This is a genomic window from Burkholderia sp. Bp8992 (genome assembly GCF_003853705.1).
GTDB lineage: Bacteria > Pseudomonadota > Gammaproteobacteria > Burkholderiales > Burkholderiaceae > Burkholderia.
This window is the reverse complement of record NZ_QTQI01000005.1, coordinates 222343-233985: the sequence shown is the minus strand read 5'-3', so window position 1 is coordinate 233985 and position 11643 is coordinate 222343. Positions and strand designations below refer to the sequence as shown.

Below are 11643 nucleotides of genomic sequence, written 5' to 3'. Positions count from 1 at the left end.
CGGCTACGACCACAGGCTCTGGTTGGCGAAATCGATCAACCAACTCAGGAAGATCTTCGCGGGCGCGCTGAGTTCTTCGGTGTCGGCATACACGATGTATTCGCACAATCCAGTCTTGACGGAAACATCGAGCGGCCGGACGAGGAGCGCGCCGCGGTCTTCTTCCGGAACGCCATATGCCCACGCCAGCGCGACGCCCTTGCCGCTGCAGGCCGCGCGATAGACGAGGTCGTAGTTCGACAGCGTGAGGTTCTTGCGCACCGCGCCATGCTGGACGCCAGCGTGCTCCAGCCACGTATCCCACGAATTGGAATCCGCGCTGTCCGACGCGTATTCGATCAATTCGCAATCCATCAGGTCCTGCACCGTCTCGATCTCGTGCGCTTGTCGATACGACGGTGCGCACACCGGAAAGATCTCTTCTTCGAACAGCTTGACCTTCGCGAGGTTCGGCCAGTGTCCGTCGCCGTATCGAATCGCGAGATCGACCGGTTCATGCCACGGGTCGACCGGCGTATTGCTGGCAAGCACGCGAATGTCGATGTTCGGGTGCTGCGTGCGGAACTCGAAGATGGCGGGCATCAGCCAGAAGTTCGCCATCGCATTGCTCGCGGCAATGGTGACCGTGCTGGTATCCAGCGCTTCGATCATCGTCACCGCCCGGCGAATCGTATTCAGGCTCTGTGCGATGGCCTGCTGGAAGATGAGGCCGGCACGCGTCAACTGGATCTCCTTGTGCCGCCGCGTGAAAAGCGGCACGCCCATCCGCTCCTCCAGCACCTGGATCTGCCGGCTCACCGCACCCTGCGAAAGATGGAGTTCGTCAGCTGCCTTGGTGAAGCTCATCAACCGCGCCGAAGCCTCGAAAGCAGAGATCGTATTGAGCGGTGGCAACCGCTTGCGGGGCGTGGGCAACGTGAAGTCTCCAGGGGGCGCGTGCTTTGTGACAACCTGGCTCGAAAGCCTATCTGAAGACTGTACTGCATTCAAAATTCGCGGGCTACCGGTTCGCGATACCGACAGAACAAGACATACCCTATGCGCCCGCCACCCGTAAGGCAAGCGACAGACGTAAAGTGGATCGCCGTTTCGCTACTCGGCCGACGGCCGGCTGCATCAGAAATCGCATGCAGGCAGGGCAGCCTCACCGCCGTCGATTGACATCGAAAGCCTGTGCCCGCCCGCTGATAGTAAATCCGCCGCGCACCCGCGGCCAGCAGCGAAATGGTTCGCGTGATGCCATCTGTGAAGCTGACGCCGGGCGCGGCTTCTATTGCCGGCGCGACTTCCAGTCCAACCCGCGTGAGGCGCAGAAACCATCGGGCGCCCCCAATTCTCTCCGCACCGCGGAGAGAATTCAGCCACCTGCCCGCTGGGACCCTTCGCCTCTCACCGCGCAAAATATGGGCGCTCGCAATTGAGCTTCAGCGCCGCCTGAGACGAAGCGCCTCTCCAGCCGCCCTGCCCTGATCGAAGCCCCAGACCCGCGGGTGACGCAATGCCCAATGAACCCACCCACCGGCACTTCGTCGCCGGCGCCAGAAATACAGGGGCGCCGAAACGGTGACGGCACCGCTTTTCGCTCGCGGCGGTGGGAGCGCGCAATTCCCTACGGGGAGTACCGCGCACGCGGGGCTTTGCCTATGTCCCGCAATGAAGGGCAACATAGCCCTTAATATGTTCCCCTTCAGTTCTCGCGATTGAGCTCTTCGATGTCGCAGGCGCAGTACACGCTGCCGCAGATGTATCGCCATTCCAAGTTTTTAATTTGCCTGGGCATCTCGATGGACTTACCGCTTTCTGCCCCCCGTATTCTCTGGTGGCAGCAGGTCAGCAACCGGGCGAGTCTCCGCCCACGTCTGAACCTCATGTACGAGCCATCCCACCCTTCGGCCCGATAGCAGTCGCGGTTCAGGGAAGGTCTTCTCACGTACAAGCTTCTGTACCGTCGCCGGTGATAGCGAGAGCGCCTCTGCCACTTCTTTCAGCGAGAAACAGATCTTCATCGCGACGTCGCCTTTAGCTCAATGCCCTCGATTCCTTGTCTGCGCGGCGGCGTTGTCAACATGAACAACAGGGGAGTCGATGATGTACGGCAAGCCTTTCATGCTTACGATTGACCACGCAAATTCAAATTTAATGGGTAATATCACGCGCAGCAAACGCACTCATAGGAACCAAATTCTGTTTGGCGGTGCGTCCATTGGACGATGGGTTTCCTCGAAGTTCCGTTGTAGTCCTCTACCCAAAGACGCTGAGTCAAACTTCCTTGCAGTCCTGCTCCTTGGCGTTGATCCTTTTCGATTCAAGGACGACGGAAATCCTATAGGCACGGTGTGTCAGGGGACAAACGCAGTTTCGCGTCTTACTTGTCGCGATATCGCTGGACGCAGTTGCTACTCGACTGTCGAGATTATTCGCTGAAGTCAACGTCCCGAGACTTGGTCGCGAAAATCAGCTCCTATGTCAGGCCCGGCATCACCGGATTCACGCGCGAGGTCTCGGCGTGATGCAAGCGCCCGATAGTCAATCGCAGCCATCGTCGAACACGAGCCACTACAATCAGCATCGCGGGCCTACTTCTTCGCCGGATACGTCGCAGCGATAGATTCCAATCGAAGCGACAACTGCATGAGCCACTCGCGCCGTTCGCCGTCATACGTGTGTCGGTTATAGACGCCGATGATTCCAGGCTGTACATGACCGAGGACTGCCTCGGCGATTTCATTGGGACATCCCAGCATTGCAAGCAGAGTCCGCGTTGTACGTCGAAGATCATGGGCTGACCAGTGCGTGACAGGCAAACGCGGCCGGTCATGTTTCGGCGCGATCTTGCAATATGGTTGATGATAATAGACGCCGTGCTGGACCACCGTCTGGTCCATCGACGTTCCGCGCGACGAAGGAAACAAAAAGGTTTCCTTAGCCTGATCGAGGCGCCGTCGCACAACAACCTCAGCACGACCTATGAGCGGTACGCGCAGATCCGTTGCCCTCTCGTTTTGCAGCCCCTTGGTTTTGTGTTTCGGGATAGTCCACCAAAGGCCGTCCGCTTCCTCCGTCACCTCAGAACTCTCCATAGCGACGATCTCGCCGCCCCTCGTGCCGGTCCAAAGATAGAGCGTCAGCGCATCAGCAATAGTCAAACTGAAATTCGGCAACCACCGGATCAATGTGCCGAGTTCGTCCACCGAGAGCACTCGTTTCTGCGTCCCTGTGTATTTCCCCTCGACCTTGCGCCCTTTGCTCTTCAATCGCCCTCTTAAAACATCCTTCCACCAATTCGCAGTGGTGTCGGGAAGGCGCCCGGCATCAAGCGCGTAGTTCCAGGCACCACCAAGCTCCATGCGAAGGCGCGCGGCGAGCACCGGCGTCGACCGATATGAATCGAGGAAATCGAACGCCTGGGCACGTGTGATGGTCGCAGCGCTGGCGTCCGCAATAGGCCCTAGCATCGCCTTGAATATACGGGCGACCTCGACTGCTCCCTTCGTCTTCCGATTTGGTTCTACGTGGCCTTCCAGATAGTCGCGGCACAGTTCCCTGACGGTGTAGCTGGTCGGTGACGGACGAGCAGCCGCCTCTTCCCGTTTTCGACGTGGAACGGAAAGCTCGGCGCCAGAATCGCGCTCGGCGCGACTCTTTTCCCACGCGGAGATCGCTGTAGCAAATGCCATCGCGGGCCACTCGCCGAGCTTCACCTGCCGCATGCGGCCGTCGACCGGCGACTTGTAGCGATACGTCCACGATTTGCGACTCGCCGTGGCCTGAAGGCGAAGCCCGGGAAACCCCTCAAAGGTCATGTGCTCGCCGCTCGGCAGCTTGGCGACGATACGGGCATCAAAGCGCATTCTTCCCTCGGCGTAGGTTTTTTCCCGAGAAAAGCATACGCGGCGTAGGTTTCCCGCACAACACCACATAAACCTACGCCGAGGCGGCAAGTTTAGCTAAGCGGAGACAAGCGTCGAAGCAGCAACAGGAACGCGAGAATACCTTCAATTATCGTTATATTTCAATTACTTAAAGATCTTCCCGGATCGACGCAGACCATCTCGGACGAGTCCGAAATTTCCCCTATTCGTTCTCCTCGAAGTAATGCCCGAACTTCGTCTGCTTCGTGCGGATATAACGCTCGTTTTCCTCGCGCACGGGCACGGCCAGCGCCACGCGTTCGCAGACGGGAATGCCGTGCTTCGCGAGCGTGTCGAACTTCTCCGGGTTGTTGCTCATCAGCCGCACCGACGTCACGCCGAGGATCCGCAGGATCGCGGCGGCCGAATCGTATTCGCGGGCGTCATCGGGCAGGCCGAGGTCGAGGTTCGCCTCGACGGTGTCGCGCCCCTGCTCCTGCAGCGCGTAAGCGCGAATCTTGTTGCTCAGGCCGATCCCGCGCCCCTCATGGCCGCGCAGGTACAGCAGCACGCCGCGGTCTTCTGCCGCGATGTAGCGCAACGCGAGGTCGAGCTGCTCGCCGCAATCGCAGCGATACGAGCCGAACACGTCGCCGGTCAGGCATTCGGAATGCAGCCGCGTCAGCACGGACTGCTCGCCGGCCACGTCGCCCATCACGAGCGCGAGATGTTCGGCATCGCTGCCCGATACGCGAAACGCGTATGACTTGAACGTACCGTAGCGCGTTGGCAGCGACGCGGTGGCGACGAGCGTCACGCACTCGTCGGCCTGGTCATTGCCCGGCATGGGCGATTGGGGACGCGAAGACATCATGAATTCAATCGAAACGTTCAGGAATGTAGGAGTTGTGTGGATAGTGCGTGACGGGAGTTTACCGCTAATCTGGAAACGTCACGCGACTGCCGCTGCCTGCCCGGCTATACTGGGCTTATCGGGTGTCGCGCACCAACCCCCAGCCTTCCCTGTATCGACCTGCACACGGAGAAAGCGAATGAGCACGACTGTCGCGCAGATTCTCAAGGCCAAGCCGGATTCCGGCCGCACGATCTACACCGTCACGAAGACCGATTTCGTCTACGACGCCATCAAGCTGATGGCGGAAAAGGGGATCGGCGCGTTGCTGGTCGTGGACGGCGACGACATCGCGGGCATCGTCACCGAGCGCGACTATGCGCGCAAGGTCGTCCTGCAGGACCGTTCATCGAAAGCCACCCGCGTCGAGGAAATCATGACGGCAAAGGTGCGCTACGTCGAACCGTCGCAATCCACCGACGAGTGCATGGCGCTGATGACCGAACACCGGATGCGCCACCTGCCCGTCCTCGACGGCGGCAAGCTGGTCGGCCTCATCTCGATCGGCGACCTCGTGAAGAGCGTGATTGCCGATCAGCAGTTCACGATCAGCCAGCTCGAACACTACATTCACGGCACGCCGGTCGCTTCCACCTGATTCGCCCCAGCGAAAAAGGCCCAAACGCGTCAGCGTCTGGGCGGAAAGCCGCCGACATGCGGCGACGGAGGTTCTGCTCCTGCGGGCGAACGACGCGCGCACATGGCGCGCGTGTCGTCGATTGAATGGTGCGCTCGGGCAGACCGGGGACGTTCGATTAGTTGCCGAAGTAGACCGAGTTCACGGGGTTCGGCGCGTCATGCGTGACGCGGCGGCCTGCCTGGCCGGCACCCGTCGCCACGGCACCGTAGCCGCTCGTATCGGCCTGCGCGAGCGTCGGCTGGTTCGGCTGGACCCGCTGTTCGGCTGCCTGGATGTCGTTCGGGTACTGCGAATCGCTCGCCAGCGGCTTGTAGCCGTTCTGTTCGAGTTGCACGAGTTCAGCCTTGACCTGGTCGCGCGTCAGCCCCTGCTCGGACTGTGCAAACGATGCGATCGGTGCGGCAAGGACGGATGCGGCGATGGCTGCGTAGATGATCGACTTCATGATTTACCTCCGGAATATGTTCTCTTTTGACGTCGCCTCGGCAGGACTGTCTGAAGCGATTGAGTCCAGTGTAGTGCTCGCCATTCCAAGGGGAAACCCTTAGTTTGAACATACAGCGTTGCGATTTTGGAAAAAATCGTCGCGTGTTTCTGGGCGCAGCTCTTGCGACTTGCTTCATCTGCACAACAATTGCTGACGAAACGCCGACAGCCGAATCACCTATCCCGAAGGTTGTGTTGTAGAATCGTAAGGTTTTATTCGCCAGTCGATATCCCATCCACCATGTACGCGCTCACGCCCCTTTCGGTTTCGCCGTCCGGCCCGGCCGGCGTGCGCGCGCACGCCGGCCATCCGGCGCATCCCCTCGCTCGACGCACGGCCCAGGCGCCGCTCGCCCCTGCCCGGCGCCTGATCTGACGGCTCGGCCTCCTCCCGGAGCCAGGTCAGACAGGCTCCGGGCGATCCCATAGGCACGCCACGCCTGCCCTTGCCGATCATTTGGAGAACTGCCATGAAACAACGCCTTTACCAGTTGACTGAACTCGACGTTGCACGCCTCGAAAAGCACGCCGAACACAACCCGCGCTTCCAGGCCATGCTCGACACGCTGCTCGAGCGTGCCGACATCGTCCAGCCCGACGCCATCAAGGCCAATGTCGTCACGATGAACTCGCAGATCACGCTGCTCGACGAGGCGACCCAGGAACAGGCCACCTGGACGATCGTTTATCCGGACGCCGCCAATCTCGAACTCGGCCGCCTGAACGTCTTCTCGCCTGTCGGCATGGCGCTGCTGGGCACGCAGCGTGGCCAGATGGTCAAGGTGATGCAGCCGAGCGGCGCCGAAAAGCTGATGAAGGTCTCCGCGATCGTGTTCCAGCCGGAAGCCAACGGTGAATACACGCGCTGACGTCACATCTGCAGCCCGCGCCACGTTCGACACGGGCGCAGAATTAAAAAAGCGAGGCACCGGCCTCGCTTTTTTTGCATCCGGGCGACCCGAATCGTCGCCATTGCATTCCGCAGACGAAAAAAAGGCGCCCGAAGGCGCCTTTTTCGATGCTGCGAAGCGGGTTACCCCGCCGTCACGCTTAGAAGCGGTGACGCAGACCAACCGTTGCTGCGGTTTGGTTGATCGACGAGCTCGCTGCCGTCGTGTTGTCGCCGTTGTAGATCGACGTGCCGAACGCATTGCCCTTCGCGCCGCGCTGGTACACAGCTTGTGCGTACACGTCGGTGCGCTTCGACAGAGCGTAGTCAGCTTGCACGCCGAACTGGTTCCAGTGCGAGCTGCCACCGTCTGCCTTCGTGTTCGTGTACGTGTATGCTGCGCCCAGGCCGAGAGCCGGCGTCAGGTTGTACTTTGCGTTGACTTCGTAGTTGTCCGTACGGAACGCACCAGCTTGACCCGGAACGTTGTCGATACGCGATTGCGTCCATGCAGCGCCGACTTGTGCCGGGCCGAATGCGTAGCCAGCACCAGCACCGTACGTGCGGACGCGACCTTGCGAAGCGATGTTCGTCGCGCCGTTTGCGTTCGTGCCGTCGCCCAGGTTAGCTTGCGAGTACGCTGCACCCAGCTTCAGGCCTTGGAACTGGTACGACGCACCAGCGCTGTACGCACGGTTGTTGCCGAAGTTCTGGTTGTTCGAGAACGAGTACGTGCCGCCGAATTGCAGGCCAGCGTAGTTAGCGCTCGTGTACTTGATCGAGTTGTTCAGTGCGACGTCGCCGTTCGTGCTGAGACGGTCGTTGTTGCCGCGGTGCGCGAAGTACGTGCCGCCCCACGTGCCCGTTGCCGTCAGCGGCGCCAGGTAGTCTTGCGTTGCGTCGTACTGCTTGCCCAGCGTGACCGTGCCGTACTGGCTCGACAGGCCGACAAATGCTTGACGGTTGAACATGCCGCCGTTGTTGCCCAGCTTGCCGTTACCGATGCCGAAGCCGCTTTCCAACGTGAAGATTGCCTTCAGGCCGCCACCGAGGTCTTCCGAACCACGCAGGCCGAAACGGCTCTGGTCGATACCCGAGCCCATCGACCACAGCGACTTGCTGGCGACGTTGCTTTGGTAGGTGATGCCTGCGTCCAGCACGCCGTACAGCGTGACGCTGCTTTGCGCGTGAGCGACGGTTGCGAACGATGCTGCAGCTGCTGCAACGATCAGAGTCTTGTTCATTCGTGGAGCTCCCTTCTAAAAAGAGGCAGGTCTCGCGACCTTGTTCATAAACGGTCTGCAACCGCCCGGGAGTGCCATCGGTCCTGCTGGCGACGCCCGGATAGTTGCCCGTTTGGGAACCGTGAGTTTAGGGGTGTACCCTAGGGGAGCGATCCGCAAATAAAGAAATAAGCTTTTCCAGAACTAGAAATAATGAAAGTGGGGGTCGTTCATAAGTATTTGTTTTAACGTTTGTTTTTGACTTCTTGACGACGGCATTTTGGAGGCATTCATCGCACCATTCTTACATGTCATCGTCTTGACGGTTGCATAGAAACAACAAACGGATCTGGCTCAGCACCCCGAAATCGGTAATTTGTACCTATTTCAGCCTCGATTCCCCGGTGTCGGACGCCTAAAACGCACTCGCCCATCAGTAAACAGGCCGCCTCGGGCGACGTCTCCGTCAGCCGACAGAAAGGAACGGGCGTCGGCCGCCTGCCGTGACGCGCAGTAACAGCCTTAACCGCTCGCGTAACCCGGCCGGCGCACCGGCAGGCTAATGTAAGGCAGCCTTCGATACTGAACAGGACACGCCATGAATCGACGCTCGTTGTTGCGCGCCATCGGATTGACCGCCGCCTTCGCCGGCACCGGCTGGCTGCGCGCCGCCTCGGCTCAGCCCGCGCCGCCCGTGTACCGGCCGTCCGGCCCGAACCGCGTGCCCGGCGGGCCGCCCTACGACGATCGCCCGCGCGCCGGGCCGCCGGCAGCCCGGCACGATCGCCGGCCGCCGCCGCCCCGGCCACACGGCTATATATGGACGGACGGCTACTGGCGCTGGCAGCGCGGCCGCTATATATGGGTGTCCGGCCGCTGGGTCGCACGGCGCCCCGGCCGTCGCTGGGTACCCGGCTACTGGCGCCGTCAGGGGCCGGTGTGGGTCTACGTGGACGGTTCGTGGCGATAAGCCGCCGCCCGGCTCCGGCCGATGAAGGTCCGGAGCCGGACGGCGCGCGGGTAGCGGCGCCGTTCGCGCCGTTGCATCAGGATGCGTGGCCGCCGTCGGCGCGTCGTTGCACCAGCGCCCTGCCGGCTCCGCGCCGAACACCTCGGCGCATCATCGCAGCGCTTCGTCGTGACGGGATCCTTCGGATAACAAAATCAATCGATGCCGATGCGAACGCATCCGGCCGTGCGCCATCCCATCGCGCGTCATCTTCGGTACGCCGTGCACCGGCGAAGCGGTCAGTGCGCGCTGCTCAACGCCCGTCGCCCGCCGGTTCCCGCGCACGACGACGCGCCGCGCAGATCGCGCGATGGTGTTCGTCGGCCCACCGGATCATCGCCTGCATCGGCGTCAGGAACGAGCGCCCGAGATCGGTCAGCGCATATTCGACGCGCGGCGGCACTTCGGCAAACAGCGCGCGGCTGACGAAGCCGTCCTGCTCGAGCCGCTTCAGCGTACGCGACAGCATCTGGTTCGACACATCGCCGATCGCGCGACCGAGTTCGTTGAAACGCATCGTTCCGCCGGACAGCGCTTCGAGCACGAGCAGGCTCCACTGGTCGCCGATGCGGTCGAGCACATCGCGGATCGGGCACGGCTGGTCGAGTTCGACGGATTCGTCGGCAGACGGCAACGGCATGACTGGATTCTCTTTCACGGGCAACGCACGGTCATCGCGGTGTGACCTGTTCACACCGCGGTGACTTCTTGTGACGGGTTCGCGGCAACTGTACCATTCGATCGGCCCGACAGCCGTCACGATTCGCCAGTTCAACGAAACATGACGATGACGCGCGGCGTCGGCGTATCGGCCGCAGCGACGACACATGCGTTGCGGCGAATCCTTCGCATCGGGACCGCACGCGTGCCGGCAGTTTCGCGCCGCGGGCCGCCACGCGTCACGATCTGCGCCGCCCCGCAGTCGCATATCGCGCGTCGTGCGTCCCCACGAACCGTCAGTCAAGGAAACCGCTACATGTCATTGTTCCGCTCCCCCGCTCGCGCCGTTGCCGCATGCGTGCTGCTGGCCGCATCGACGGCCGCGCCGGCTGCCGGCCCGGCCACCCGCGACCTGGCCGCCGAGGAAGCCAACCGCCAGCTCGTGCTGACGTTCTACGACCGCTTCTTCAACAAGCACGAAGCGGTCGAAGCCGCCGCCGTCGTCGCGGACGACTACAAACAGCACAACCCGCACGTACCGGACGGCAAGAAGCCATTCGTGTCGTATTTCGTCGGCGCGTTCCAGAAAAACCCGGCATCGCGCGCACGCATCGTCCGCAGCGCGACCGACGGTGACCTCGTATACCTGCACGTGCATGCGACCGAGCGTCCGGGCGATCGCGGCGAAGCGGTGGTCGACATCTTCCGCGTGAAGGACGGCAAGATCGTCGAGCACTGGGACGTGATCCAGCCCGTGCCCGAGACGGCCGCGAACGGGAACACGATGTTCTGACGCGCGCGCCGGGCAAGCGCGGATGCCCGGCGCCGGCGAAGTCTCCTACAATCGTGCTTCGCCGCCGCTCCGGCGCAGGCGAAGCACGGCCCGCACCGGCGGCCGTTCGCGCAGACGGTGTCAACGATGAGCCCCGCCCATATTTCCCTGAGCAGCGCCGGCGACCTGGTCGCCAGCCTCGGCAGTCCGCAGTTTCCCGCCCGGCTTTGGGCGTGGCTGCGCGAAACCGTCGATCCGCAATCCCATTACAGCGTCGCGACACGCTACCGGCGTGACGCGCCGTCGCATTCGGTCGACAGCGTCGACGTGCTGTTCTTCGCCGGCGGCGACGATCCTGACGGCACGCGCCATGCACTCGATCTGTATACACGGGGCGACTGGCGCACCGACACGCTGCTCCCGCATATCGAGCGCGCTACCGATTCGCAGCTCGTGTTCTCCTGCAACGAGGACATCGACACGGCCACCGAGTACGGCCGCCAGTTCGCGCTCGGCGATCTCGGCGAGGACTGCACGCTGCTCGGCAGCGAGCGCGACTATGTCTACGCGTTCTCGCTGTTCCGCCGACGCGGCCAGCCGTCCTATACGCTGGCCGAACTGGCGCTGCTGCGGCAGCTCGGCGATTTCGTGCTGCCGCTGCTGATCCAGCACGCGCGGCTCGCCCGCCTGACGCCGCGCTCGGACGACGGCGCGCTGCTGCGGCGCTTCGAACAGCGGCTGGCGGCCAGCGGTGCGGCGCTGTCGCAGCGCGAGCGGCTCGTCTGCCGCGCGGTGCTGCAAGGGCAGCCCGTGCCGCAGATCGCCGACACGCTCGCGCTCAAGCCGAGCAGCGTGCGCACCTATCTCGGGCGTGCGCTCGCGAAGCTCGGCGTCGCGAACCGCGCCGGGCTGTTCGCGTGGTGCGTGGCCGAAGAAGCCGCGCCGGAAGACCGCAGCCAGTAGGCGCCGCCCCCACCGCCTTTGTCGCGCGTTGTCCTCAAAACAATGACAGACAGCCGCCCGCCCCGCTCCTAGTATCTGACTCACCCGAGCGCCGCAGCGCGTCGGATACCACGGAGATACGGAATGCCGAATACCGGTTCGACGCCGGCCCGCGCGGCCGCGCGCCCGTCGCCCCTCGATTCGCCGATACGAATTCATCGGCGAAACCGGCATGACGCTCCGGCAACCATAGCCGGC

General features: G+C 62.4%; 12 protein-coding genes. 5 read left to right on the top strand and 7 right to left on the bottom strand.

Translation table 11 applies throughout. The features are described from left to right. Positions 1-3: 3 nt before the first annotated feature. The 4 genes from DIE03_RS10220 to ribA form a co-directional block, all read right to left on the bottom strand. Positions 4-894 carry a LysR substrate-binding domain-containing protein gene (locus DIE03_RS10220; RefSeq protein WP_260434860.1) on the bottom strand — a complete coding sequence of 297 codons (891 nt, stop codon included), beginning with the start codon at positions 892-894 and terminating at the stop codon, positions 4-6. 896 nt (positions 895-1790) lie between these two features. Next, complete coding sequence (locus tag DIE03_RS10215) at positions 1791-2006, bottom strand: AlpA family transcriptional regulator (RefSeq protein WP_124449912.1); 216 nt, start codon at positions 2004-2006, stop codon at positions 1791-1793. A gap of 570 nt (positions 2007-2576) precedes the next feature. Continuing rightward, the gene (locus tag DIE03_RS10210) at positions 2577-3851 is read right to left on the bottom strand and encodes a tyrosine-type recombinase/integrase (protein ID WP_124449910.1); all 1275 of its coding nucleotides are present in this window, start codon (positions 3849-3851) and stop codon (positions 2577-2579) included. A 223-nt stretch (positions 3852-4074) separates the two neighbouring features. Beyond that, positions 4075-4725 (bottom strand): GTP cyclohydrolase II, encoded by a 651-nt coding sequence (ribA, locus tag DIE03_RS10205; RefSeq protein ID WP_124449908.1) that lies wholly within the window; start codon positions 4723-4725, stop codon positions 4075-4077. A 178-nt stretch (positions 4726-4903) separates the two neighbouring features. Here ribA and DIE03_RS10200 point away from each other — a divergent pair, with 178 nt between their 5' ends. Continuing rightward, positions 4904-5362, top strand: a complete 459-nt coding sequence (locus DIE03_RS10200) for a CBS domain-containing protein (protein ID WP_034189919.1) — start codon at positions 4904-4906, stop codon at positions 5360-5362. A 157-nt stretch (positions 5363-5519) separates the two neighbouring features. Here DIE03_RS10200 and DIE03_RS10195 read toward each other — a convergent pair whose 3' ends face one another. Continuing rightward, positions 5520-5849 carry a DUF4148 domain-containing protein gene (locus DIE03_RS10195; protein WP_124449906.1) on the bottom strand — a complete coding sequence of 110 codons (330 nt, stop codon included), beginning with the start codon at positions 5847-5849 and terminating at the stop codon, positions 5520-5522. Positions 5850-6360: 511 nt separating this feature from the next. Between DIE03_RS10195 and DIE03_RS10190 the strand changes: the two genes are divergently transcribed. Beyond that, the gene (locus DIE03_RS10190) at positions 6361-6759 is read left to right on the top strand and encodes a GreA/GreB family elongation factor (protein WP_124449904.1); all 399 of its coding nucleotides are present in this window, start codon (positions 6361-6363) and stop codon (positions 6757-6759) included. Positions 6760-6940: 181 nt separating this feature from the next. Here DIE03_RS10190 and DIE03_RS10185 read toward each other — a convergent pair whose 3' ends face one another. Next, positions 6941-8023 (bottom strand): porin, encoded by a 1083-nt coding sequence (locus DIE03_RS10185; RefSeq protein ID WP_124449902.1) that lies wholly within the window; start codon positions 8021-8023, stop codon positions 6941-6943. A gap of 577 nt (positions 8024-8600) precedes the next feature. Between DIE03_RS10185 and DIE03_RS10180 the strand changes: the two genes are divergently transcribed. After that, positions 8601-8972, top strand: coding sequence for a YXWGXW repeat-containing protein (locus DIE03_RS10180; RefSeq protein ID WP_124449900.1), 372 nt, complete (start codon positions 8601-8603; stop codon positions 8970-8972). Between the two features lie 292 nt (positions 8973-9264). Here the strand turns inward: DIE03_RS10180 and DIE03_RS10175 are convergent, their stop codons facing one another. Then, complete coding sequence (locus DIE03_RS10175) at positions 9265-9651, bottom strand: helix-turn-helix domain-containing protein (RefSeq protein ID WP_124449898.1); 387 nt, start codon at positions 9649-9651, stop codon at positions 9265-9267. 336 nt (positions 9652-9987) lie between these two features. Between DIE03_RS10175 and DIE03_RS10170 the strand changes: the two genes are divergently transcribed. Next, positions 9988-10464, top strand: a complete 477-nt coding sequence (locus DIE03_RS10170; protein WP_124449896.1) for a nuclear transport factor 2 family protein — start codon at positions 9988-9990, stop codon at positions 10462-10464. Positions 10465-10590: 126 nt separating this feature from the next. Continuing rightward, positions 10591-11406: a helix-turn-helix transcriptional regulator gene (locus tag DIE03_RS10165; protein WP_124449894.1), complete on the top strand. Its 816-nt coding sequence runs from the start codon at positions 10591-10593 to the stop codon at positions 11404-11406. Positions 11407-11643 lie beyond the last annotated feature (237 nt).

What these genes read in the sequence shown, in the direction of transcription:
- DIE03_RS10215 (WP_124449912.1), bottom strand. Translation starts at nt 2,006, where the DNA reads ATGAAGATCTGTTTCTCGCTGAAAGAAGTGGCAGAGGCGCTCTCGCTA.
- DIE03_RS10210 (WP_124449910.1), bottom strand. Translation starts at nt 3,851, where the DNA reads ATGCGCTTTGATGCCCGTATCGTCGCCAAGCTGCCGAGCGGCGAGCAC.
- ribA (WP_124449908.1), bottom strand. Translation starts at nt 4,725, where the DNA reads ATGATGTCTTCGCGTCCCCAATCGCCCATGCCGGGCAATGACCAGGCC.
- DIE03_RS10200 (WP_034189919.1), top strand. Translation starts at nt 4,904, where the DNA reads ATGAGCACGACTGTCGCGCAGATTCTCAAGGCCAAGCCGGATTCCGGC.
- DIE03_RS10195 (WP_124449906.1), bottom strand. Translation starts at nt 5,849, where the DNA reads ATGAAGTCGATCATCTACGCAGCCATCGCCGCATCCGTCCTTGCCGCA.
- DIE03_RS10190 (WP_124449904.1), top strand. Translation starts at nt 6,361, where the DNA reads ATGAAACAACGCCTTTACCAGTTGACTGAACTCGACGTTGCACGCCTC.
- DIE03_RS10185 (WP_124449902.1), bottom strand. Translation starts at nt 8,023, where the DNA reads ATGAACAAGACTCTGATCGTTGCAGCAGCTGCAGCATCGTTCGCAACC.
- DIE03_RS10180 (WP_124449900.1), top strand. Translation starts at nt 8,601, where the DNA reads ATGAATCGACGCTCGTTGTTGCGCGCCATCGGATTGACCGCCGCCTTC.
- DIE03_RS10175 (WP_124449898.1), bottom strand. Translation starts at nt 9,651, where the DNA reads ATGCCGTTGCCGTCTGCCGACGAATCCGTCGAACTCGACCAGCCGTGC.
- DIE03_RS10170 (WP_124449896.1), top strand. Translation starts at nt 9,988, where the DNA reads ATGTCATTGTTCCGCTCCCCCGCTCGCGCCGTTGCCGCATGCGTGCTG.
- DIE03_RS10165 (WP_124449894.1), top strand. Translation starts at nt 10,591, where the DNA reads ATGAGCCCCGCCCATATTTCCCTGAGCAGCGCCGGCGACCTGGTCGCC.